We start from the raw sequence: 23,525 nt of genomic DNA on the forward strand, positions 1-23,525 counted from the left end.
CTGCCGGGCGTCCCGCCGCCAAACCCGAAACCGAAAGGGGCCATGGCCGCCATCCCCTGCCCCATCATCTGGAACAGCCGGGCCATCATGTCCGCCGTTTCGGGGTCGGCGGCGCTGGCGGTCCATTGGTCCTGCCACAGATCCAGATAACGCCGCGCCAGTGATTCGTAAGACGGCGGATCGACGGAGGACGGATCGGGGTGGGACGGGGCGGCCATGGCCAGTATTATAGGCAAGACCCCCATGGGTTGACCAGTGCGGCTTGGCCCCGCACCTCCCCCTTTCGGGTTCCGGCCGGGGATGGCCGCCTCTCCATCCGGAGCGCCGTGCCGCACCGCCGTTGCGATGGCATATCGCGGCGCAACGCTGGACAAATTGCTATCCCTTCGAGTAGTCCTAATGTCGGAACAATTTCCGCCGCATGCCTCCTGGCTTGAACACGCCCCTTCTTGAAAGAGTCCGCGATGGCCGACAAAGAAGACCAGAAGTCCGCTCCGATCACGATCAAGAAGTACGCCAACCGGCGGCTCTACAACACCGCCACCAGCAGCTACGTCACGCTCGACCACCTCTGCCAGATGGTGAAGGACGGGCTCGACTTCGTGGTCTACGACGCGAAGACCGGGGAGGACATCACCCGCTCCGTCCTGACCCAGATCATCGTGGAGGAGGAGAGCAAGGGCCAGAACCTGCTGCCCATCAGCTTCCTGCGCCAGCTGATCGGCTTCTACGGCGACAACATGCAGGCGGTGGTGCCGCGGTACCTGGAATATTCGATGCAGGCCTTCTCCCGCAATCAGGAGCAGATGCGCGACTATTTCCAGAACACGCTGGGCGGCATGTTCCCCTTCGGCCGGCTGGACGAGGTGAGCAAGCAGAACATGCAGATGTTCGAGCGGGCGATGCGGATGTTCACGCCGTTTGGTGTCGCCGGCGCTCCGGACGACCCGGCGGGCGCCCGCCCGGCCGCGCCCGGCACCCCGCCGGGCGTCGCCCCGGCCGGCGCGACCTTCGACGAATTGAAGAAGCAGATCGACGAGCTGCAGAAGCAGATCGCCAGCATCGCCAGCCCCGGCAGCAAGACCGAGAGCAAATAAGCGAGCCCGACAGCGCCAAATCAGGGGCGTGAATCAGGGGCGCGCACAAGGTTCCATGAGACTGGACGGCAAGGAAGGCGGGGTCATACCCCGCCTTTTTCGTTGCGCCGGCCAGGACCGGGGCGCAGGCTTGCCGCGTGCATAGGGGGGCACCTTCTCGTCCACCGTGCCGGCATTCCCCCTTTGGGCTTGGGCGGGGGCTGACCGGCGCCAATCCGGCGAACCGCCGGGCCAACCGGTAGGAAGGAACCGACCATGACCACCGAACTGACCGTCTCGATCACCCTGACCAGCGACGACCCGCGCGACGTCACCCGCTTCGAGGACAGCCTGCGCGCCTGGCTCGACCATCAGCCGGGCGTGGCCGGAATGGCCATGGCCGATCACGGCAACGACGCCGCGACCGAAACCATCTGGCGCGCCGCCCGCAAGGCCACCTTCGGACCGGCGCTGAGGAACCCGTTCTCGCCGTAAGGCGTTCCGTCAGCCGCGGAACAGGTGCGGGACCATCGCCGACTCCGGTCCGACCCGCGGGTCGGTCGACTCCCGCACCGCCATGCCCAGGCATTTGTCGGCGACGATCCAGGCGTGCAGGACGGCGCGCGTGTCCTCGTCGCGGAAGCCGGGCGGGGTTTCCAGCCACACCGCGCCCTGCGCCGCCACGTCGCCGCCGATTTCCGGCCCGTCGTCGGCGATCACCGTCCCCTGCTCCACCATCCGCGTCGGCGCGCCGTCCAGCCCATGGAGGGCGCGCACCGTCACCGCGTCGGCGCCGTCCACGCCGCTGGCGTCCAGCGCGGCCCGGCACAGGTTGGGGTGGCGCGGGTACAGGTGCGACAGCACCGCCAGCAGCCCATGGTTCGACCACAGCCAGCACCACAGCGGCGCCAGCACGCTCATGCCGCTGCTGCGCAGCCGTTGCAGGAAGGTGTCGTCGGCCAGCCCGTCCCACGGGTAGAGCTTGGCCAGCCAGCCGATCGCCTGCCCTTCGTCGTCGAGGAAGCGGCGGCCGTCCCAGGCGATGGATTGCAGCGGCAGCAGCCGGGTGTCGATGCCGGCCTCCGCCGCGGTGGCGGCCAGATAGACCAGTTCGCCCTCGCGCGCCGGATCGGGGGTGGCGCAGGTCACGTGCAGCCGGCCGCGGCCCGGTACGCCGACCGCCAGTTCCTCCCAGCGCTCCACCAGCGCCTCGTGCAGGCCGTTGAACTGGTTGGCGTCGGGGGCCATCGCCTCGCGCCAGTTGCGCTGGATGATCGAGGCGGCGAACAGCCCTTCGGAGGTGTCGTAGTTGCAGCCCAGCAGCTTGACGCTGTCGCGCCCGTCATAGGCCAGCGTCAGCCGGCCAGCCAGCCCACCGGCCCGCTCGTTGCGGCGGCCGCCGGCCCAATAATCGGTCCAGGACGCCTCCAGCAGCCGCGCCACCTCGCCCCGGATGCCGAGCGCGGCGAACAGCTTGTGCTCCACCACATGGCGCACGGCGACGCCGATCATGCTGTGCAGTTCGTCGGCCACGCTTTCGATCAGGTCGATCTGCGAGGCGGAAAACTCGTACACGGTGTCCTCCCGCCAGCCGGCCCCGGCCGACATGGCGCGCACACCATAGGGATATTTGCGGAGACCCGGGCGCCAGTCGGCCCGCGGCTTCATCGTCGTCCTGCGCATGCCCGCCCCGATCCGTCCGTATCTAGATCCGGGACATCATGACCGGCGGCACCACCGCCGGGACAATGGGCGGCACGACGGGCACTGCCTGGGCTGTGACGGCAAGGCGGCGGGTTGGAATGACGGGCGGCAGGCTGGTCAACGGTCCACTCCGGAGGGGTCCAATCCGAGGCTCGCGACGCAATCGGCCCGACGCAAGCACAGCCTTGCGTATGTAGCCCGCCCTGCCGCGCCGCGCCAGAGCGCATCCGCGATAGCACTCCCCCATCCGGCGCGCGGTTTCCATGGGCACGGGCCCGACTGCGACCCTCGGCCGCAGGCGGACCCGTGCCCTTTGCGCGAAACCAGGACGGCTCAGATCGCGGCGACCGTCAGACCAGGGCGGAGGACGGATGGCGGGCGAGTGAGCGCATCGCCCAGACGGCCAGACGGCCACGGCGCGGCTTCGCGGCCACCACCGGCGCGGCGGCGGTGGCGGGCAGCAGGTTGACCAGCACCGGCCTCGCGTCGCCGGCCGGCGCGCCACTCAGGCGCCGGATGCGGCGGGCGGCCAGCACGATGCGCAGAACCTCTTCCTCCGACACCGCGCGGCGGGCCGGGCCGGAGGCGAGGCTGGCCGCCTCGCGCACGGCCGCCTGTTCGCCCAAAAGCCCGGTCAGGCCCTTGGCCGCCGCCGTCAGTGCAGCTTCGTCGTAGAGGGCGAGGACAAGCGTCCTCAACCCGTTTTCCATCCGTATGGACATGGCGGGCGCTCCGGAATAATCGGGAAATGCTGCGGATCGACGGAGGCGATTATCCGTGCGCGGCACCCGTTCGGCCATGCGCCCCAAGGGGGTAACACCCTGTGCTTGCCGCCCTGATGCGGGAAAGCCACAGATGGTGCGTCGGGAAGTGTTGAAACCGTTCAAACCGGCCCGCCCAGGTCGGCGGGGAAGAAATGGTGGAGCCAAGGAGGATCGAACTCCTGACCTCTACAATGCCATTGTAGCGCTCTCCCAGCTGAGCTATGGCCCCGTAACTCTGAAACTCTTCCGACATCTGGGAACCGGTCGTTTCCGTCCGGCGTCGGTGGAGCGGGATAATAGTCAGGCGGCGGAGTGATGCAAGCGGAAAATTCATCCCCACCGCCCTTTTTTCCAACCGCCCGACCGGGACGCCGCACCCCCGGAAAAGGGCCCCGGAAAAGGAGCGGTGTTACCGCTCCTCCTCGTCCTCGCCTTCCACGTCGACGACCTCGTCCATGTCGTCTTCGCCCAGCTCCGACGTGTCCTCGATCAGGACGTCGTCCTCATCCTCGGCGGCGTCGTCGGCTTCCTCGATGTCCTCGACGGACACCTCGTCCTCGACATCCTCCAGCTCCGGAGTCTCGGTCTCCTCGGCCTCGGTCTCCTCGTCTTCGACCGGCGCCGGCTTCTTGGTGTCGTCGGCCGGGGCCGGACGGGCCTTGCGGGACTTCAGCAACGCCTCGGGATCGAACTGCGCGCCGCAGCTCGGGCAGACCGGCGGGTCCTTGCGCATGTCATAATAGCGAGCGCCACAGCTCGGGCAGATGCGCTTGACGCCCCATTCGGGTTTGGCCACGCCACGTCCTCCGTCACAAAACTCAAGGGTTCTCAAGAGGCGCCCTTTGCCACGCCCGGCGGCGCTTGTCAAAAAAAAGATGACGGGCCCGATGCCGCGGCGGCGCAACCGGCGCGACAAACCCTTGCGACAAAGAGGTATCCCGCCGGAACAGGAGTTGCCTTTACAGCGCGTTAACCATACCTCGCTATAAGGGACCTGCACACCGTGCAACTCCTCCATTTGGTTTCCTCCTTGACCTCGGGGCCGCCGTTGCGCGGCCCCTTTTTGTGTCCGGCGTCGGCCACCGCCGTTGCGCGGCGGGCGTCCGCCGGGGGATCTCGCATCGGGGCGGGGGCTGTGATAGGAACGGCGCCACAACCGCTTCACGTTCTTGCCGAGGACCCCTCCCATGCCGCAGGCCAAGCCGCTGCGCTCCACCACCACCGGTGCGCTCAAGGGCGCCATCCGCGTGCCCGGCGACAAGTCGATCTCGCACCGGTCGCTGATGCTGGGCGCCGTCGCCGTGGGCGAGACGGTGATCCACGGCCTGCTGGAGGGGGAGGACGTGCTGCACACCGCCGCCGCGATGCGCCTGCTGGGCGCCGAGGCGGAGCGGGAGAGCAACGCTGCGGGGGCCGGGGTCTGGCGGGTGCGCGGCGTCGGGCTGGGTGCCCTGCGCGAGCCGGCGCAGGTGCTGGACATGGGCAACAGCGGCACCGCGGCGCGCCTGCTGATCGGGCTGGTCGCCGCCCACCCGATCACCTGCGTCTTCACCGGCGACGACTCGCTGAACAAGCGGCCGATGGCCCGCGTCACCAAGCCGCTGGAGGAGATGGGCGCGCGCTTCGTCGGCCGCTCCGGCGGGCGGCTGCCGCTGACCGTGGTCGGCAGCGACCAGCTGGTCCCGATCACCTACCGCCTGCCGGTCGCTTCGGCCCAGGTGAAGTCGGCGATCATCCTGGCCGGGCTCAACACCGCCGGCGCCACCACGGTGATCGAGGCCGAGCCGACCCGCGACCACACCGAGCTGATGCTGCGCCATTTCGGCGCCACCGTGACGACCGAGCGGCTGGAGGACGGCGCGCTGGCCGTCACCGTCATCGGCCAGCCGGAACTGACCGGCCGCACCATCCATGTGCCGGCCGACCCCAGCTCCGCCGCCTTCCCGGCGGTCGCCGCCCTGCTGCGGCCGGGGTCGGAGCTGGTGCTGAACGACGTCGGCATGAACCCGCGCCGCACCGGCCTGTACGACACGCTGGTCGAGATGGGCGCCGACATCGCCTTCGAGAACCGCCGCGACCAAGCGGGCGAGCCGGTGGCCGACCTGCGGGTCCGCCACAGCCGCCTGAAGGGCGTCGTGGTGCCGGCCGACCGCGCCCCCAGCATGATCGACGAATACCCGGTCCTGGCCGCCGCCGCCGCCTGCGCCGAGGGCACCACGGTGATGCTCGGCCTGAAGGAACTGCGGGTGAAGGAAAGCGACCGCCTCGCCATGGTGGCGGAGGGGCTGACCCGCTGCGGCGTGTCGGTGGAGGTCGGCGCCGACGACAGCCTGACCGTGCACGGAACGGGCAAGGGTCCGAAGGGCGGCGCCACCGTCGCCACCGCCATGGACCACCGCATCGCCATGAGCTTCCTGGTGCTGGGCATGGCGTCGGAGCAGCCGGTGTCGGTCGACGACGGCGCCTTCATCGACACCAGCTTCCCCGGCTTCGTCGGGCTGATGAACGGGCTGGGCGCTGCGATTGTCGAGGCGTGAGGCGATGACGCGGATCGATACCCACTCCCCGGCGGCGTCCTCCATCATCGTCGCCATCGACGGCCCGGCCGCCAGCGGCAAGGGCACCCTGTCCCAGCGGATCGCCGACGCCTTCGGCTTCGCCCATCTCGACACCGGCGTGCTGTACCGCGCGGTCGGCGTGTCGGTGCTGCGGGCCGGCGGCGATCCGGCCGACAACGCCGCGGCGGCGCGGGCGGCCTATGAGCTGCACCCGGAACACCCGATCCTGCAGGAGGTGGCGCTGCGCACCGACGAGGCGGCGCAGGCGGCCAGCAAGGTCGCCGCGGTGCCGGAGGTGCGGGCGGCGCTGCTCGACTTCCAGCGGCGCTTCGCCTCGCACCCGCCGGGCGGCGCACCGGGCGCCGTGCTGGACGGGCGCGACATCGGCACGGTGGTCTGTCCCGACGCCCAGGCCAAGCTGTTCGTTACCGCTTCGGTGGAGGTGCGGGCCGAACGGCGACTCAAGGAGTTGCAGCGGCGGGGGATTCCGGCTATACCCTCCGATGTCCTGGAGGACATGAAGGCTCGTGATGCGCGCGACAGCCAGAGAGCGGTGGCCCCGCTCCGTCCGGCTGTCGACGCTTTTGTGCTTGATACGTCCGCTCTTGACGCCGATCAGGTGTTCTTGAAGGCGGTCGCTCACATCGGCTCGAAGACCGGTCTGAAGCCCACGGCGTGACGCCGGGGTCCGGCCGTTGCCATCGGGCCGGGCGGGCGGCGCGGGCGGGTCTGACGCCCTCCACGGAAAACCATCAACCAAGTCGCCGGGCGTGGTGCCCGGCGCGGCGGTTCGGTCGAGGTCCCACCCGTTTTGCCGCGGGCGGAACCGGAACGGGACCGCTTTCGCGCCACCTTTAGGAGTTTCAATGGCACAGTCACTGGCCCGCACGGTCGAAAAGGAAAGCTTCGCGTCTCTGTTGGAAGAGTCGCTGGGCGCGGCCGAGTCGCTCGAAGGCACGGTTGTCAAGGGACGCGTCGTTGCCGTCGAGAACGACATGGTCACCATCGACGTCGGTCTGAAGTCGGAAGGCCGCGTCGCGCTGAAGGAATTCGCCGTTGCCGGCCAGCCGCCCGAGCTGAAGGCGGGCGACACGGTCGAGGTCTACCTCGAGCGGATGGAAGACAAGAACGGCGAGGCGATGCTGAGCCGTGAGAAGGCGAAGCGCGAAGAGGCCTGGGCGCTGCTGGAGAAGTCGTTCAACGACCAGACCCGCGTCACCGGCGTCATCTTCGGCCGCGTCAAGGGCGGCTTCACGGTCGACCTGTCGGGCGCCGTGGCCTTCCTGCCGGGCAGCCAGGTCGACATCCGTCCGGTCCGCGACATCTCCCCGCTGCTGGGCACCCCGCAGCCGTTCCAGATCCTGAAGATGGACCGCTCGCGCGGCAACATCGTCGTGTCGCGTCGCGCCGTGCTCGAAGAGAGCCGCGCCGAGGCCCGTTCGGAGCTGGTGGCCAACCTCAAGGAAGGCCAGATCCTCCAGGGCGTCGTCAAGAACATCACCGACTACGGTGCGTTCGTCGACCTGGGCGGCGTCGATGGCCTGCTGCACGTCACCGACATCGCGTGGCGCCGCATCAACCACCCGTCGGAAGCCCTGCAGATCGGCCAGACCGTCACGGTCCAGGTCATCCGCTTCAACCCGGAAACCCAGCGCATCAGCCTGGGCATGAAGCAGCTCGAGGCCGACCCGTGGGAAGGCGTCGAGGCGAAGTATCCGGTCGGCGCGAAGTTCAAGGGCCGCGTCACCAACATCACCGACTACGGCGCCTTCGTGGAGCTGGAGCCGGGGATCGAGGGTCTGGTCCACGTGTCGGAAATGTCCTGGACCAAGAAGAACGTCCATCCGGGCAAGATCGTGTCGACTTCGCAGGAAGTCGAGGTCATGGTCCTGGACGTCGATCCGCAGAAGCGCCGCATCAGCCTCGGCCTGAAGCAGTGCCTGGACAACCCGTGGGAGACCTTCACCGACAAGTTCGGTCCTGGCACCGAGCTGGAAGGCGAAGTCAAGAACATCACCGAGTTCGGTCTGTTCGTCGGCCTCCCGGGCGACATCGACGGCATGGTCCACATGTCGGATCTCGACTGGAACAAGTCGGGTGAAGAGGCGATCGCCGAGTACAAGAAGGGCGACCGCGTCAAGGTCAAGGTTCTCGACGTCGACGTCGAGAAGGAGCGCATCAGCCTCGGCATCAAGCAGCTGGCGAACGACCCGTTCGAAGCCGCCACCGCCGGTCTGAAGAAGAACGAGGTCGTGACCTGCACCGTGACGCAGGTGACGGACGGCGGCATCGAAGTGTCCGTCGGCGAGGGCTACACCGGCTTCATCCGCAAGTCGGACCTGTCCCGCGAGCGTTCCGAGCAGCGCCCCGAGCGCTTTGCCGTCGGCGAGAAGGTCGACGCCAAGGTCACCCAGATCGACCGCGCGTCCCGCCGCATCTCGCTGTCCATCAAGGCTCGCGAGATGGAAGAGGAGAAGCAGGCGATGGCCGAGTACGGTTCGTCCGACTCGGGCGCCTCGCTGGGCGACATCCTGGGCGCCGCTCTGAAGCGCAAGCAGCAGAACGACGAGTGATCGCCTGACGGCCCGTTCCCCGGCGGCGACGCTGGGGAACGGGCCGGCGATCTCCCGGAAGGGTAAGAGAAAGGCCGCGTCCCGGTTGGGGCGCGGCCTTTTTCGTGGCGAACGGATGGCCGCCGGTTGAGATGGCCATCCGGGAGGCCGTCCCGTCCATGAAACGGGATTGGGCTTGCATCGTGGCGCTCTTCGGTGAGGCGGCCGCTCGGCACGCCAGGGAAAAGCCGCGCAATCCGTGTCAGACCTTGTGGGCCGGCGCGCGCACCTCCCGCCGCGTCACTTCGGCGACCCCGGGCTGCGGGTCAGCGAGGTGATGCTGTCGTCGTAGCGGAAGGCCGGCATGTCGCGGACGCTGTCAGCCGTCACCTCGCGGAGCGCGATCGAATCGACGCCGGGGCGGATGTCCGCGAGCTTCAGGTCGGCGGCGATGTCCTTGCCGCCGAAGCCCAGCAGGCCGCCGCTGTGGATGACGATGTACTGGGCCTGCCCGCTGTCGTCGAGGATCACGTCGGTCACCGTGCCGATCCGCGACCCGTCGGCGCCGACCACGCTGCGATTCATCAACTGGTCGACGCTGGGGCCGGTCTTGCGCTCGACCGCCGCGCCGACGATCGGAGTCGCTGCGCCACCGGCGCCCTGGCTGGTGCCGGAACCCTGGGCCGTGGCGGCCGGAATGTCCGCCGTGCCGACCAGCAGCGCCAGCGTGGGCAACGCGAACCACATCTTGTGCATGGGCCGGTCTCCTCCTCTGCCGTACCGTTCCCAACCGGGGGCGCAGGAAATAGTTGCGGGTGAGGGAGGTTTCACGACCCGTCGGCCCGGTCGGCGAGGCGGCGGAAAAACACCTCGGGGAATGGCTTCGCGGCGGGCTCCAGAGGCGACTCGGCGGTTTCCGGGCAACGACTCGAGACACGCTCCAGCGCTCCGCCGAGTCGCCGCCGTGCGAATCGGTGGTGGGTGCAACGGGGCGTAGGCAACAAGATGTTGATTTTCACCCCAACGAAGCCCTGGCGAAACGCCGCGCTTTGCGCTTTAATCGGTGGGCGTTGCAGGTTTCCGCGCTTTGAGCCCGCTGCGGCCCGCCCGACCTCCCCCGAAAATTTTGCGCTTGGCGCGGGAACCGGACCGGCGGTCAGGGGTTGAACACCACAAGGTCTAGGTCTTGCGAGGTTCTGCGATGTCAACCACAATATCTTGCGATAGACACCTTGGCTGTCTTGCCTGCCCCGGCCACGCTGGCTAGGATGCGCCCCACGTGACCCGGCCGGTGAAACGGCGGCGGTTCCAGCTTTGGCATCGGTTCAGGACAGCGGCGACGGCGGCGCCCGGGCATTCGGCCCGGACCCTGCCGCGGGGCGCTATGGCCCGGGCCGGCGGCTGATGCGGAAGCGGCGCCACACCGGCACCGGGGATCACACCCATATCCATTGAGTCCGTCCGACGGGCTCCAGCAAGGGACAGTGTCATCATGCGGATCGAGCGTCGTTTCACGCACGAAGGTCAGGACGCCTACGCCAGCCTCGGTTTCCGCCGGGCGACCAGCGAGATCCGCAACCCGGATGGCACCATCGTCTTCCAGCAGACCGACATCGAGGTGCCGGACAACTTCTCCCAGGTCGCCAGCGACATCCTGGCCCAGAAGTATTTCCGCAAGGCCGGCGTCCCGGCCGCGCTGAAGTCGGTCGAGGAGAACACCGTCCCGTCCTGGCTGTGGCGCAAGGAGGCCGACACCGAGAAGCTGGCCGCCCTGCCGAAGGAGAAGCGCTTCGTCGGTGAGACCTCGGCCCGCCAGGTGTTCGACCGTCTGGCCGGCACCTGGACCTATTGGGGTTGGAAGGGCGGCTATTTCGACCAGGAGGCCGACGCCCGCGCCTTCTTCGACGAGATGCGCTTCATGCTGGCCGCCCAGATGGCGGCGCCGAACAGCCCGCAGTGGTTCAACACCGGCCTGCACTGGGCCTACGGCATCGACGGCCCGAGCCAGGGCCACTTCTACGTCGATTTCAAGACCGGCCTGCTGACCTCCTCGGCGTCGGCCTACGAGCACCCGCAGCCGCACGCCTGCTTCATCCAGTCGGTCGCCGACGACCTCGTCAACGAGGGCGGCATCATGGACCTGTGGGTGCGCGAGGCGCGCCTGTTCAAGTATGGCTCGGGCACCGGCTCCAACTTCTCCCGCCTGCGCGGCGAGGGTGAGCGTCTGGCCGGCGGCGGCAAGTCGTCGGGCCTGATGAGCTTCCTGAAGATCGGCGACCGCGCGGCCGGCGCCATCAAGTCGGGCGGCACCACCCGTCGTGCGGCCAAGATGGTCACGGTGGACATGGACCACCCGGACATCGAGGGCTACATCGACTGGAAGGTGAACGAGGAGCAGAAGGTCGCCGCGCTGGTGACCGGCTCCAAGATCTGCCAGAAGCACCTGACCGCGGTGATGGCCGCCGCCCAGAACGGCCTCGATCCGAAGGAAAACAAGGATCTCAAGAAGGCCATCCTCGCCGCCCGCAAGGATCAGGTGTCGGAGAACTACATCCAGCGCGTGATCCAGTTCGCCGGGCAGGGCTTCACCACGATCGAGTTCAAGACCTACAACACCGACTGGGATTCGGAGGCCTACCTGACGGTGTCGGGCCAGAACTCCAACAACTCGGTGCGCGTCTCGAACGAGTTCGTGCAGGCGGTGCTGGACGACGCCGACTGGAACCTGATCGGCCGCACCACCGGCAAGGTCACCAAGACGCTGCGCGCCCGCGACCTGTGGGACAAGGTCGGCTACGCCGCCTGGGCCTGCGCCGATCCCGGCGTGCAGTTCGACAGCACCATCAACGAGTGGCACACCTGCCCGGCGTCGGGGCGCATCAACGCCTCGAACCCCTGCTCGGAATACATGTTCCTCGACGACACGGCCTGCAACCTGGCGTCGCTGAACCTGATGACCTTCCGGCTGAAGGACGGCTCCTTCGACACCGAAGCCTTCGAGCACGCCTGCCGTCTGTGGACGATCGTGCTGGAAATCTCGGTGATGATGGCGCAGTTCCCGTCGAAGGAAATCGCGCAGCTCTCCTACGAGTTCCGCACGCTGGGCCTCGGCTTCGCCAACCTCGGCGGCCTGCTGATGGCCAACGGCCTGTCCTACGACTCCGACGAGGGCCGCGCCTACTGCGCCGGCATCTCCGCCGTGATGACCGGCGTCGCCTACGCCACCTCGGCCGAGATGGCGCAGGAGCTGGGGACCTTCCCCGGCTATGAGGCCAACCGCGACCACATGCTGCGGGTCATCCGCAACCACCGCCGCGCCGCCAACGGCGAGATGAACGGCTACGAGGGGCTGACGGTCGAGCCGGTGCCCTTCGTCGCCGACCTCTGCCCCGACCAGGAGCTGGCGCTCGCCGCCGTCCGCGTCTGGGACGAGGCGCTGGAGCTGGGCGAAGCCCACGGCTACCGCAACGCCCAGGCCACCGTGGTCGCCCCGACCGGCACCATCGGCTTGGTGATGGACTGCGACACCACCGGCATCGAGCCCGACTTCGCCCTGGTGAAGTTCAAGAAGCTGGCCGGCGGCGGCTACTTCAAGATCGTCAACCGGCTGGTGCCGGAGGCGCTGCGGACGCTGGGCTACACCGCCGACCAGATCCAGGAGATGGAGCTGTACGCGGTCGGCCACGGCACGCTGAAGACCGCCCCCGGCGTCAACCACGAGGCGCTGAAGGCCAAGGGCTTCACCGACGAGTTGCTGGAGCGGCTGGAGGCGAACCTCGCCACCGCCTTCGACATCAAGTTCGTCTTCAACCGCTGGACCATCGGCGCCGACGTCTGCACCCAGACGCTGGGCGTCCCGGCCGAGGCGCTGGACGCCCCGGGCTTCGACCTGCTGACCCACCTGGGCTTCACCAAGGCGCAGATCGAGGCGGCGAACACCTTCTGCTGCGGCGCCATGACGCTGGAAGGCGCGCCCTTCCTGAAGGACGAGCACCTGTCGGTGTTCGACTGCGCCAACCCCTGCGGCCGCATCGGCAAGCGCTTCCTGTCCTGGGGATCGCACATCACGATGATGGCGGCGGCGCAGCCCTTCATCTCCGGCGCCATCTCCAAGACCATCAACATGCCGAACACGGCGACGGTCGACGAGTGCAAGGACGCCTACCTGATGTCCTGGCGCCTGGGCCTGAAGGCCAACGCGCTGTACCGCGACGGTTCCAAGCTGAGCCAGCCGCTCCAGGCCGCCCTGCTGGACGACGAGGAGGACGGCGAGGCGGTCGAGGCGGTGATCGAGGCCCCGAACGGCGCCCGCGCCCAGATGGTGACCGAGCGCATCGTCGAGAAGGTCATCGAGAAGGTGATCGAGCGGAAGATCTCCGCCCGCGAACGCCTGCCGCACCGCCGCAAGGGCTACACCCAGAAGGCCAACGTCGGCGGCCACAAGGTCTACCTGCGCACCGGCGAGTATGAGGACGGCCGGCTGGGCGAGATCTTCATCGACATGCACAAGGAAGGCGCCGCCTTCCGGTCGCTGATGAACAACTTCGCCATCGCGGTGTCGATCGGCCTGCAATACGGCGTGCCGCTGGAAGAGTTCGTGGAGGCCTTCACCTTCACCCGCTTCGAGCCGTCGGGCATGGTCACCGGCAACGACACCATCAAGATGGCGACGTCGATCATCGACTACATCTTCCGCGAGATCGCCATCTCCTACCTGAACCGCACCGACTTGGCGCACGCCACGCCGGAGGATCTGGTGCCGTCGACGGTCGGCAGCGGCGACAAGCAGGGCGACCTGCCGGACACCCAGGTGCAGCCGTCCGACATCGTCCGCCGCATCGCCTCGACCGGCTACGTCCGCAACAACCTGCGCGTCCTGCACGGCGGCCAGACCCAGCGGACCAACGCCGCCGTCGCCTTCGCCGCCACCGGCACCGAGACGGCGGCGGTGAGCGCCACCGTGTCGACCGGCATGGGCGCCGGCACCCAGGGCGCCGCCCAGGCGTCGCTGGCGGCCAGCCCGGCGGTCGCCGCGGCGACCGCCCAGGGCCACGTCGCCTCCTCGGCGGCCACCGGCACCGCCTATGGCGGCAGCACCAGCGAGCAGCGCTTCGATCGCATCCGCGAGGCCCGCGCCCGCGGTTACGAGGGTGACCCCTGCGGCGAGTGCGGCAACATGACCCTGGTCCGCAACGGCACCTGCCTGAAGTGCGACAGCTGCGGCTCGACCACCGGCTGCTCGTAAGGCGTCGGGAACGGCAGCGCCAAGGCGCCGCAAGGCGCCGCAACGCGGTCCGGAACGAATGGGGGAGGGAGCGGGAAGCCGCTCCCTCCCTTTCTTTTTGCGCTGGTCTTGCGCCGTTCTTGATGTCTGCTTCTTTTGAATCATTCTTGTGCGGTTGCAACGGCGTGCATCGGCCGCCACGGATCTTGACCGCCGCGCGTGTATTCATGTTAGCTGATTTCCTGGGGACGTCGGTCCGGCGTGTCCCTGTTATCTCCGGGGGTGAGGCTTCATGGATTTGGCCGGGGCTGCGCTGGATGACGGCCTTCCATCCGACCGCCTGTTGCGGGTGACGGTGGCGCAATGGAGCGCGGCCCTGGTCTGGGCGGCGGCCGACGGAACCATCGTCGGCGCCAACCCCTGGTTTGCCCAACTCGCCGCCCGCCCGCTGGAGTCGCTGATCGGCCGGCCGCTGCCCGCGCTGCTCGACCTCGGCGGGCGCGACTGGTCGGCGGTGTGGGACGGCGCGCATGGCGGCCGCGCTCCCCCCGGCATCGGAACGCTCTGCGCGCCGCGCAGCGAACCGGTCCCGGTCGACCTGCACTGGCAGACCCTGACCGACGGGTCGGAGCCGCTGCTGCTGTGCGAAATGCGCAGCTTCGACGAACGTGAGCGGGCCGAGGCGGTCGCCCGGCTGCAGCAGGATGTGCTGGAGCTGGTGGCGACCGGCCGCTCGCTGCGGCTGGTGCTCGACTTCCTCTGCCGCCAGGTGGAGACCTGCGCGCCGGAGCTGGCCTGCTCGGTCATGCTGCGGGACGACGAGAACCGCATGCGCGTCATCGCCGGTCCGTCGCTGCCGGCCGGCTACAGCGCCGCCATCGACGGGCTGGAGATCGGTCCCGGCGTCGGCTGCTGCGGCAGCGCCATGTGGCGCGGCGAGGCGGTGCTGGCCACCGACATCGCCAACGACCCGCTGTGGGCGGGCTACAGTGACAGCGCGCTGATGCATGGGCTGGCCGCCTGCTGGTCCAACCCGATCAAGGGGCGCGATGCCCGTGTGCTCGGCAGTTTCGCCCTCTACTACCACGAGCCGCGGGGGATCGCCCCCTTCCACCGGCGGCTGGTCGAGGCCTGCGTGCATCTGTGCGCCCTGGCGATCGAGCATGACCGGGCGCGGGCGGAAATCAACCGGCTCGCCTATTTCGACACGCTGACCGGCCTGCCGAACCGCCAGCTGCTGACCGACCGCGCCACCGCGGCGCTGGCGCTGGCTGGGCGGACGCGCCAGCCGGTAACGCTGATGTTTCTCGACATCGACCGCTTCAAGACGATCAACGACTCGCTCGGCCACGCCGTCGGCGACGAGCTGCTGGTGGAGGTGGCGACCCGGCTGAAGCGCCTGTTCATCGACGGCGACACGCTGGCGCGGCTGGGCGGCGACGAGTTCGTGGCGCTGCTGCCGGGCTGCGACGCGGCGCACGCCTCGCTGCTGGCCGAACGCATCCTCGCCACCCTGGCGGTGCCGGCGACCATCGCCGATTTGACCCTGACGCCGACCGCCAGCATCGGAATCGCCGTGCATCCCGACGACGGCGGCGATTTCGACACGCTGCTGCGCCAGGCCGACGCGGCGATGTACCGGGCCAAGCAGGCCGGGCGCAACCGCTGTCACTTCTTCCGCCGCGACATGAACGAGCAGGCGGTGCGCCGGCTGGAGATGGAGGCGGCGCTGCGCGAGGCGCTGAGCCGGCAGGAGGAGGCCAGCCGGACCGGCGGCGACGGCCCGTTCGAGCTGCATTACCAGCCGCAGGTCCGCCTGAAGCCGCCCTGCCTGCACCGGGTGGAGGCGCTGATCCGCTGGACCCACCCGCGCTGGGGGATGGTGTCGCCGGTGGAGTTCGTGCCGCTGGCCGAGGAGTGCGGCCTGATCGATCGGCTCGATTCCTGGGTTCTGGAAACCGCGGTGGCCCAGCTTGCCCGCTGGCGCGCCGCCGGCGTGCCGGTGCCGGGCATGGCGGTCAACGTGTCGGCCGTCCGCTTCGCCCGCGGCGATCTGCCGGACCAGGTCCACGCCGTGCTGACCGCCAACGGCATCCCGGCCACCGACCTGACGCTGGAGATCACCGAACGGCTGATGATGACGGAGGAGGTCGGCGTTCACGACGCGCTCGACGCCCTGCACGCGCTGGGGGTGACGCTGTCGATCGACGATTTCGGCACCGGCTACTCCAGCCTCAGCTACCTGAAGCGCTTCCCGGTCGGCGAGCTGAAGATCGACCGCAGCTTCGTCAAGGAACTGGACATCGACGCCGCCAACCGGCCGCTGGTCCGCGCCATGATCCAGATCGGCGAGAGCCTGGGCCTGACCGTCGTCGCCGAGGGGGTGGAGCGCGACACCCAGCACCGCATGCTGGAGGCGGAGGGCTGCGGCATCGGCCAGGGCTATCTGTTCGCCCGCCCGATGCCGGCCGACGCCCTGGCCGTCTGGTTGGCCGCCGAGGGGAAGGTCTGGACCGACTGCGGCCCGGGCTGCTGCTTCAGCATCTGAAACATTTGCCGGGGAAACCTTTCGGCTTTCCTTTTAAAAATAGGTACTTCGGAGGTTCTCCGCGGACTGAATCGGTGTCTGTGCGGTTCAGCCGGAGTAATGGGAACCGCGCAATCCGATATAGTCGCAACGCACCTTTGACGGGGAAGCACGGGTGATCCCGTTCTAGACCACGCGACCGTCTTGTGTCCCAACGTTTGGGACGATAGAAGGTCCACGCAGCGGCATGTGCGGTCAAGCAATCTGACCACGGGGGTTCCGCCCGTCGGACAGAAGCGGCCGGATGCCGGACGACCATAGGGCGAGCGAGGAATTCCGACATGGCGAGCCAGGGTGAGAGCAAGTGGGTCTACAGCTTCGGGGCTGGTGCCACCGAAGGGCGGGCCGATATGAAGAACCTGCTGGGCGGCAAGGGCGCCAATCTGGCCGAGATGGCCAATCTTGGCCTGCCCGTTCCGCCGGGCTTCACGATCACCACGGAGCTGTGCACCTATTTCTACGCCAACGGCCGCACCTATCCGTCGGAGCTGACGGCGCAGGTGAACGCCGCGGTCGCGCGGCTGGAACAGGCGATGGACGCGACCTTCGGCGATCCGGCCAACCCGCTGCTGGTGTCGGTGCGCTCCGGCGCCCGCGCCTCGATGCCGGGCATGATGGACACCGTCCTGAACCTGGGCCTCAACGACGCGACGGCGGCCGGCCTCGCCAAGCGGTCGGGCGACGCCCGCTTCGCCTACGACAGCTACCGCCGCTTCATCCAGATGTACTCCAACGTCGTGCTCGACGTTGAGCATCACCATTTCGAGGACATCCTCGACAGCCACAAGCGCGACAAGTCGCACACGCTGGACACCGACCTGTCGGCCGCCGACTGGCAGGCGGTGATCGAGGACTACAAGAAGGCGGTCGAGCGCGAGCTGGGCCGGCCCTTCCCGCAGGATGTGCAGGAGCAGCTGTGGGGCGCGATCGGCGCCGTCTTCGATTCGTGGATGAACGCCCGCGCCATCACCTACCGCAAGCTGCACGACATCCCGGCCGCCTGGGGCACCGCGGTCAACGTGCAGTGCATGGTCTTCGGCAACATGGGCAACGACTGCGCCACCGGCGTGGCCTTCACCCGCAACCCGTCGACCGGCGAGAACGCCTTCTACGGCGAATACTTGGTCAACGCCCAGGGCGAGGACGTGGTCGCCGGCATCCGCACGCCGCAGCACCTGACCATCGCCGGCAAGATCGCCAACAAGTCCGACCTCCCCGCCATGGAGGAGGTGATGCCGGAGGTGTTCAACCAGCTGAACGAGGTTCGCCTCACGCTGGAAAAGCACTACCGCGACATGCAGGACATCGAGTTCACCGTCCAGCAGAACAAGCTGTTCATGCTGCAGACCCGCAACGGCAAGCGCACCGCCCCGGCGGCGCTGAAGATCGCGGTGGATCTGGCGACCGAGGGCGTCATCGACCGCAACGAGGCGGTGAAGCGCATCGACCCGGCCTCGCTCGACCAGCTGCTGCACCCGACGCTCGACCCCAAGGCCGACCGCAAGGTCATCGCCAAGGGCCTGCCGGCCTCCCCCGGCGCCGCGTCGGGCAAGGTGGTGTTCACCGCCGATGAGGCCGAGCAGATGGCCGGCAAGGGCGAGTCGGTGATCCTCTGCCGCATCGAAACCTCGCCGGAGGACATCCACGGCATGCACGCCGCCCGCGGCATCCTGACCAGCCGCGGCGGCATGACCAGCCACGCGGCGGTGGTGGCGCGCGGCATGGGCCGCGCCTGCGTGTCGGGCGCCGGCGACCTGCGCATCGACTACAAGACCAAGCAGATGTCGGTCCGCGGCGTTGCCGTCAAGGAAGGCGACGTCCTGACCATCGACGGCTCGACCGGCGAGGTGATGCTGGGCGAGGTGCCGACCATCCAGCCGGAGCTGTCGGGCGACTTCGCCACCCTGATGGGCTGGGCCGACAGCATCCGCCGGATGAAGGTCCGCGCCAACGCCGAAACCCCGCTGGACGCCCGCACCGCGCGGAAGTTCGGCGCCGAGGGCATCGGCCTGTCGCGCACCGAGCACATGTTCTTCGACCCGGCGCGCATCCTGGCCGTCCGCGAGATGATCCTGGCGGAAACCGAGGAGGGCCGCCGCAAGGCGCTGGCCAAGCTGGAGCCGTACCAGAAGCAGGACTTCGTCGAGCTGTTCACGATCATGGCCGGCCTGCCGGTGACGATCCGCCTGCTCGACCCGCCGCTGCACGAGTTCCTGCCCAACACCGACGAGGACATGGCGGAGGTCGCCGCGGCCACCGGCACCGACCCGCTGCGGGTGCGCCACCGCACGATCCAACTGCACGAAGCCAACCCGATGCTGGGTCACCGCGGCTGCCGTCTCGGCATCTCCTACCCGGAGATCTACGAGATGCAGGCCCGCGCCATCTTCGCCGCCGCCGCCGAGGTCGCCAAGACCACCGGCGAGGCTGTCATTCCCGAGGTGATGATCCCGCTGATCATCACCAAGAAGGAGTTCGACATCCTGAAGGCGGTGATCGACCGCGCCGCCGAGCAGGTGAAGGCCGAGACCGGCGTGACGGTGGAGTATCTGACCGGCACGATGATCGAGATCCCGCGCGCCGCCCTGAAGGCCGGCGAGATCGCCGAATCGGCCGAGTTCTTCAGCTACGGCACCAACGACCTGACCCAGACCACGCTGGGCCTGTCGCGCGACGACGCCGGCAGCTTCCTGCCGGAGTACCAGCGCCAGGGCATCCTGGAGCAGGACCCGTTCCAGACGCTGGACGTCAGCGGCGTCGGCGAACTGGTGGAGATCGCCACCGAGCGCGGCCGCAAGGTGCGCCCGGACATCAAGCTCGGCATCTGCGGCGAGCATGGCGGCGACCCGGCCTCGATCACCTTCTGCGAGAAGGTCGGCCTGACCTACGTCTCCTGCTCGCCCTACCGCGTGCCGATCGCCCGCCTCGCCGCCGCCCAGGCCGCGCTGCACAGCGACACGGTCAAGCGCGACTGACCCGGTTCGGGTAACGGAAACGACTCCGGCCCTCTTCCCGCAAGGGAAGGGGGCCGTTTCGTTTTGGGGGCGGAGTTGGGCGGATGGAACATCGTGGAACAGGTTTCGGCGGACTGTTCACTGTTCCATCCGGCACGCCCGACCCGGCCTGTGGTGGCCGGATGGAACGTTTGGAACAGTTTGGAACAGTTTTCCGGGGGCTGTTCACTGTTCCATCCGGTGGGGCGGGGGTGTGGGGATGGGCGCAAGGCGGCGGGACGCCATAGGCGATGCATGCAGGACACTCCTCGGGCGGTTGAGGCTTATAGTCCTATCATGGATGGCGGTCGGCGGTAAGGCAGGCTTGGAAAAGTTTAAGGTCTGTATATCTGATGGAAACTTCAACAGATATTTAATATTCATCGGAAGGGATGTCCAGCCATTCACGAGGAACAAGTTTGTTGTTACCCCTCCATTCTTGGGCCAGTATTACGCCGGGAATGCTTCCCCATACATCTGGACCCGCGTGATCAAGGACGATTGCTTGCATTCGTCCTTTTGCTCGAGTTACCTCAGCACCTAAAGCTCTGAAAACTGATCGGATCGCTAAAATGTCTTGGTCACGAGTTCGTCCGAACTCGCTAACATGTTCACTATCGAAGCCGCGCGGGAAATAGACTTGGCTAGGTTGGTCGAGCACGATAAAGCCCGGTACCGGATGTCCAACGTCGTTCAGGAAATAGCGTTGTAGCGCTAATATTACGGCGACATGGTAGGCGAGCCAATTTGCTCCACTTCCAATTTCCCACAAATAATCTGAACGATCTTTATGAATAACGCGCACAGATAGGTCTTCAACCAAGATTTCTATTGGCGCTTCTGGCCATTCAGCATCAAGATTTCCGATGATCGTTGATGCATAATTTTCGACAATCTTAAGTGCCGAAGATTGTTTGTGTCGCACCTGTCCCTCTGAGTATAACTTTCGTTGCTCGAATATCAGCGCGCGGATTGATTCAATCTCACTCGGAAGGTCGGAGTTTTCTTCTGTGCGGTCATAGAGTTGAATTGCTTGCTCTAGTCTTCCTAGAAAGCGCTCTATTCGGTCTGAGCGGAAAGTCGCAGCACGTGCTTCATCAGAACGTCGTTCGAGCAATATCGTCTGTTGACGGACAGCGCTGAGTTTCGCCGTACCTTGCTCGACCGAGCCACGTAGCCGCAACCGTTCCCGATTAAATGCATCCGACAACGAAGGCTGTGAGCGAAGTTGTAGTTCGACTCCAACTAGCGCTTCACGAAGGGCTTCAAGCTTTCGACGCCCACCTCCGCCAAGGGCGACGATCGGATCATCCGAGCGCTCTACCAAAGCTTCAATCCAATTGGCGACATCCAAGCGCTCTCGCTGGATCTGAATTGCTGATCCATAAGAATTACTACTATCAATCAAACGTTGTATTTCGTTGAGTCGCTGGCGGTGATCGGAAAGCTCCGCTGCAGCTTCTCGTTCCATTTCTCGCAGCCGCTGGAGTTCCACCAACATTATCTCGATTGAGGTGACCGATGGCTGTGCAGTCCGGCTGCTGCTTTCGGTAATGGTACGGAGCAAATCGAGTATGTCGGGCCATTTGTCCGGAATAAGGGTGTTCGCAGGAACGAATCCAAGTTCGATGGCTTGCTTGATCCAGCCTTCCGCCTCTATCTGCCAAGTTCGCACCGACGACCGCATTGCATTAAGCTCAGCCTCTCTTCGACGGAGTTGACGCTGTAGCTTGTCGATCTCCCATTTCGCGGCGAGCATGTCAGCAGTGAGAGCGCCCAAAACATATGGAAAAATTGCTTTCAGCTTCTCGCGATGCTCGGTCGTGTCGGCATTGAAGTAGAGTGCCGCAGGGTTGGCAATGATATACTGAGGTTGAAACATAAACGCAGTTAAGTCGCGAAAACTCACCCGAGAATTAAATCCTGAGTCACTATTTGGATCAAGATCAAGGTTAGAAAGTGCTGATAGGCGGTTTAGTACTCTCTTTACTCCTTCGCTGGTAATATTTTTTACCGGAAGCTCGGAGAAAGCTTTTATCTCATTACTCTCTAGCAACATCATGTCGCCGGTTTGCTTTGCATCGCCAGGCTCGCGTCTGGCAAGTAGTTTCTGGCCTTCGATTGTTTGAATGACGATGCCGAACCACGAGCACGCCTTGCGTATGGTACCAACCGGTATATTGCATTTTCCCGAAGCAAGACAGTAGTCTATAATTGGAATCACTGCAGACTTGCCAGTCTTAGAAGCTCCGCTAATGACATTGACCATGCCCGGTTCAAAATTGACAATGCGTGGCGGGTGCCCGGCCTTAGACCAAAGAATCAATTTGAGAACTTGGAAGTGCATCAGGGGCTCACGCGTAAAAGAGAAAAGGTTGTGGTGGGTGGAACTCGGGCCATCCAACGCCCAAGCTTTTCCGCTGCTGCGGTATAAGGCTTAATACGTTCAGTTGGTCGGCGTATTTTGACATCATTGGCGCGTAAGCGCGCATCTTCATATACAATGTTCAATAAGCCTGTAGATATTCCCGTGGATATCGCCTGCAGGCTGAGCCGTCGCATGGCTAGGGTGCGCGTATGGACTGCCATTAAGTCCTCGCGGTGAAGTTCAAACTTTTCAATGAACTTGCCAATGCCTGACGACACATTGGTGCTACTGACCAGATTGAGAGAAGGGCGATGAAGAATGATCGGGAGTACAAGGAAGCTGAGATGAAGTAGTGGCAGCTCACCGAGAATTTCTTCCTCATATCCGCGCCCAAACCACCAGAGAATAATTGCTCCCATGGCAGAGTTTTGCACTGCTTCAACAGAGGAAATGTTGGCTTCGATATTCACTTGCATTTGAACCACATGGAATATTGCGGGTGCCAGCCAATCGTTGCGAAGTCGGCTAACATATTGTATGTTCCCGAAATGAAATAGCTTGGGACACATTGACTTTCGAGCGGTTCATGGTGTTTGATGCAGTCTCGGTAGATTTTCCGTCCTCGTGTTTCAGAATCCATTTCCGACATAAGGTCTTCAACCTCGTCGCGTACATTTTGAAAGTGAGATTTAAGTCCTTCATGTAGCTCATTAAGACTCTCTTCGACAATGCGACCATCAGCGGCCCATACTGTACGATCGGCATCTGATCGAAGGTAGTCGCCTATTGCCCGTAAAAGTGCTTCGTCCGGTGTATTTACCTTCATAAGTTGCTGAACAAAAATGGGCGTGGCCGCCAGGATGGCGCGAACCTGCATGTTGTTCGGCTGTTCAGTAGTCGGAACGAGTAGTCCACGGGCACCATATTTCCGAGTGAATGCTTGCAGGCGTCTACGAAATTCCAATGCATCAATCATCGGGCTATCGCCTGCACGTATTAGCGCCGCGATCCTATTCTTTGCTTCACCGATAGCATGTGAGCAAAAGTCCTCTACAGAATTCTCAAAGACCGAAAGCCGGAATAATTCTCGGATCTGCTCAAGTGGGTCTGGCTCTGAAACAAGGCAAAAATTAATTATGATATTCTGGCATGTATCCATGCCAGCCGAGAGAAACTCTGATATCAGAGGGTCGCAGGCTTTCAGCTTTTTTCCTTTCGAAACTCTTTTGTTAATTTCTGCGAGCAGTATCGCCGCTTCTGGCTTGGTTGAAGCAGAATGAAGGAGGTGAACTAAAGCTCCTTTCTTAGGCGGACAAATGTAGAGGTGAAATTTGGTAAGTTTTGGATCCACTTTCCCACATGAGCATAAGCGAGCCCAATTGGCGAAGCACTTCCACAGTTCTGTAGAGTTATCGCTGATCGGATTGCCCGAGAGCGCACTTTTCGCCTGCTCAAGCAGTACTCTCCCGTCAGGCCAGTGAATTGCGGTGTCTTCTATGAACTCAAGCGAAACTGAACAGCCACCAGCAGACTTGAGCAGATGGTGGCATAAACGAACGTCCTGCAAGCCATAGCCAAGGTATTGGCCAGGAGCCGCACTATTCGATGCCTTCTTAAGCAGTGCAGTCGCCATCATCCCCCGGTTGTGCAAATCTGATGAGATCGGGGAGCTTCCCCGATAAAGGCCGCCTTGTTTGCC

Annotated in this window: 15 protein-coding genes, 1 tRNA gene and 1 pseudogene; 8 read left to right on the forward strand and 9 right to left on the reverse strand. The window is 65.4% G+C overall.

Translation table 11 applies throughout. The features are described 5' to 3' along the window. Positions 1 to 218 (reverse strand): annotated as a pseudogene (locus TSO352_RS33490) (hypothetical protein); the annotation flags it as partial. 246 nt (positions 219 to 464) lie between these two features. Here TSO352_RS33490 and phaR point away from each other — a divergent pair. Beyond that, positions 465 to 1,097: a polyhydroxyalkanoate synthesis repressor PhaR gene (phaR, locus tag TSO352_RS11605; RefSeq protein ID WP_109107508.1), complete on the forward strand. Its 633-nt coding sequence runs from the start codon at positions 465 to 467 to the stop codon at positions 1,095 to 1,097. A gap of 255 nt (positions 1,098 to 1,352) precedes the next feature. Continuing rightward, positions 1,353 to 1,571, forward strand: a complete 219-nt coding sequence (locus TSO352_RS11610) for a hypothetical protein (RefSeq protein WP_109107509.1) — start codon at positions 1,353 to 1,355, stop codon at positions 1,569 to 1,571. 9 nt (positions 1,572 to 1,580) lie between these two features. Here the strand turns inward: TSO352_RS11610 and TSO352_RS11615 are convergent, their stop codons facing one another. The 4 genes from TSO352_RS11615 to TSO352_RS11630 all read right to left on the reverse strand — a co-directional run bounded on the left by TSO352_RS11615 (position 1,581) and on the right by TSO352_RS11630 (position 4,340). Continuing rightward, positions 1,581 to 2,759, reverse strand: coding sequence for a glutathionylspermidine synthase family protein (locus TSO352_RS11615; protein ID WP_109107510.1), 1,179 nt, complete (start codon positions 2,757 to 2,759; stop codon positions 1,581 to 1,583). Between the two features lie 371 nt (positions 2,760 to 3,130). Further along, positions 3,131 to 3,478: a hypothetical protein gene (locus TSO352_RS11620; RefSeq protein ID WP_247872046.1), complete on the reverse strand. Its 348-nt coding sequence runs from the start codon at positions 3,476 to 3,478 to the stop codon at positions 3,131 to 3,133. A 219-nt stretch (positions 3,479 to 3,697) separates the two neighbouring features. Beyond that, positions 3,698 to 3,773: transfer RNA gene (locus TSO352_RS11625), tRNA-Ala, on the reverse strand. Positions 3,774 to 3,953: 180 nt separating this feature from the next. Next, positions 3,954 to 4,340: a TIGR02300 family protein gene (locus tag TSO352_RS11630; RefSeq protein ID WP_109107512.1), complete on the reverse strand. Its 387-nt coding sequence runs from the start codon at positions 4,338 to 4,340 to the stop codon at positions 3,954 to 3,956. Positions 4,341 to 4,731: 391 nt separating this feature from the next. Between TSO352_RS11630 and aroA the strand changes: the two genes are divergently transcribed. The 3 genes from aroA (at position 4,732) to rpsA (ending at position 8,675) form a co-directional block, all read left to right on the forward strand. Next, the gene (gene aroA, locus TSO352_RS11635; protein ID WP_109107513.1) at positions 4,732 to 6,081 is read left to right on the forward strand and encodes a 3-phosphoshikimate 1-carboxyvinyltransferase; all 1,350 of its coding nucleotides are present in this window, start codon (positions 4,732 to 4,734) and stop codon (positions 6,079 to 6,081) included. Between the two features lie 43 nt (positions 6,082 to 6,124). After that, the gene (gene cmk, locus TSO352_RS11640; protein WP_199231615.1) at positions 6,125 to 6,781 is read left to right on the forward strand and encodes a (d)CMP kinase; all 657 of its coding nucleotides are present in this window, start codon (positions 6,125 to 6,127) and stop codon (positions 6,779 to 6,781) included. Positions 6,782 to 6,968: 187 nt separating this feature from the next. Further along, on the forward strand, positions 6,969 to 8,675 hold the full coding sequence (rpsA, locus tag TSO352_RS11645; protein WP_109107515.1) for a 30S ribosomal protein S1: 1,707 nt from the start codon (positions 6,969 to 6,971) through the stop codon (positions 8,673 to 8,675). 279 nt (positions 8,676 to 8,954) lie between these two features. On the opposite strand, the gene TSO352_RS11650 is transcribed toward rpsA, so the two are convergent. Next, complete coding sequence (locus TSO352_RS11650; RefSeq protein WP_109107516.1) at positions 8,955 to 9,410, reverse strand: PRC-barrel domain-containing protein; 456 nt, start codon at positions 9,408 to 9,410, stop codon at positions 8,955 to 8,957. A gap of 736 nt (positions 9,411 to 10,146) precedes the next feature. Here TSO352_RS11650 and TSO352_RS11655 point away from each other — a divergent pair. The 3 genes from TSO352_RS11655 to ppdK all read left to right on the forward strand — a co-directional run bounded on the left by TSO352_RS11655 (position 10,147) and on the right by ppdK (position 19,440). Further along, the gene (locus tag TSO352_RS11655; protein WP_109107517.1) at positions 10,147 to 13,899 is read left to right on the forward strand and encodes a vitamin B12-dependent ribonucleotide reductase; all 3,753 of its coding nucleotides are present in this window, start codon (positions 10,147 to 10,149) and stop codon (positions 13,897 to 13,899) included. Positions 13,900 to 14,170: 271 nt separating this feature from the next. Beyond that, positions 14,171 to 16,426 carry an EAL domain-containing protein gene (locus tag TSO352_RS11660; RefSeq protein WP_109107518.1) on the forward strand — a complete coding sequence of 752 codons (2,256 nt, stop codon included), beginning with the start codon at positions 14,171 to 14,173 and terminating at the stop codon, positions 16,424 to 16,426. Positions 16,427 to 16,746: 320 nt separating this feature from the next. Continuing rightward, the gene (gene ppdK, locus TSO352_RS11665; protein WP_109107519.1) at positions 16,747 to 19,440 is read left to right on the forward strand and encodes a pyruvate, phosphate dikinase; all 2,694 of its coding nucleotides are present in this window, start codon (positions 16,747 to 16,749) and stop codon (positions 19,438 to 19,440) included. Positions 19,441 to 19,831: 391 nt separating this feature from the next. On the opposite strand, the gene TSO352_RS11670 is transcribed toward ppdK, so the two are convergent. The 3 genes from TSO352_RS11670 to TSO352_RS32950 are packed head-to-tail and all read right to left on the reverse strand — an operon-like array spanning position 19,832 to position 23,459. Then, entirely contained in the window at positions 19,832 to 21,805 is a 1,974-nt protein-coding gene (locus tag TSO352_RS11670) for a DUF3732 domain-containing protein (protein WP_109108279.1), read from the reverse strand. Next, entirely contained in the window at positions 21,805 to 22,302 is a 498-nt protein-coding gene (locus TSO352_RS32945; protein WP_146210752.1) for a three component ABC system middle component, read from the reverse strand. The genes TSO352_RS11670 and TSO352_RS32945 overlap by 1 nt, the downstream gene beginning before the upstream one ends. Beyond that, positions 22,293 to 23,459 (reverse strand): ABC-three component system protein, encoded by a 1,167-nt coding sequence (locus TSO352_RS32950; RefSeq protein WP_146210753.1) that lies wholly within the window; start codon positions 23,457 to 23,459, stop codon positions 22,293 to 22,295. Before TSO352_RS32950 ends, TSO352_RS32945 begins: the two co-directional genes overlap by 10 nt. Positions 23,460 to 23,525: the final 66 nt, after the last annotated feature.

It is taken from the genome of Azospirillum sp. TSO35-2 (assembly GCF_003116095.1).
Lineage (GTDB): Bacteria > Pseudomonadota > Alphaproteobacteria > Azospirillales > Azospirillaceae > Azospirillum.

Bases quoted from the DNA above. Each gene is read 5' to 3' on its own strand.
- TSO352_RS32945 (WP_146210752.1), bottom strand. From the start codon at position 22,302: ATGCAAGTGAATATCGAAGCCAACATTTCCTCTGTTGAAGCAGTGCAA.
- TSO352_RS11670 (WP_109108279.1), bottom strand. From the start codon at position 21,805: ATGCACTTCCAAGTTCTCAAATTGATTCTTTGGTCTAAGGCCGGGCAC.
- TSO352_RS11610 (WP_109107509.1), top strand. From the start codon at position 1,353: ATGACCACCGAACTGACCGTCTCGATCACCCTGACCAGCGACGACCCG.
- aroA (WP_109107513.1), top strand. From the start codon at position 4,732: ATGCCGCAGGCCAAGCCGCTGCGCTCCACCACCACCGGTGCGCTCAAG.
- ppdK (WP_109107519.1), top strand. From the start codon at position 16,747: ATGGCGAGCCAGGGTGAGAGCAAGTGGGTCTACAGCTTCGGGGCTGGT.
- TSO352_RS11650 (WP_109107516.1), bottom strand. From the start codon at position 9,410: ATGCACAAGATGTGGTTCGCGTTGCCCACGCTGGCGCTGCTGGTCGGC.
- phaR (WP_109107508.1), top strand. From the start codon at position 465: ATGGCCGACAAAGAAGACCAGAAGTCCGCTCCGATCACGATCAAGAAG.
- TSO352_RS11660 (WP_109107518.1), top strand. From the start codon at position 14,171: ATGGATTTGGCCGGGGCTGCGCTGGATGACGGCCTTCCATCCGACCGC.
- TSO352_RS11615 (WP_109107510.1), bottom strand. From the start codon at position 2,759: ATGCGCAGGACGACGATGAAGCCGCGGGCCGACTGGCGCCCGGGTCTC.
- rpsA (WP_109107515.1), top strand. From the start codon at position 6,969: ATGGCACAGTCACTGGCCCGCACGGTCGAAAAGGAAAGCTTCGCGTCT.
- TSO352_RS11655 (WP_109107517.1), top strand. From the start codon at position 10,147: ATGCGGATCGAGCGTCGTTTCACGCACGAAGGTCAGGACGCCTACGCC.
- TSO352_RS32950 (WP_146210753.1), bottom strand. From the start codon at position 23,459: ATGGCGACTGCACTGCTTAAGAAGGCATCGAATAGTGCGGCTCCTGGC.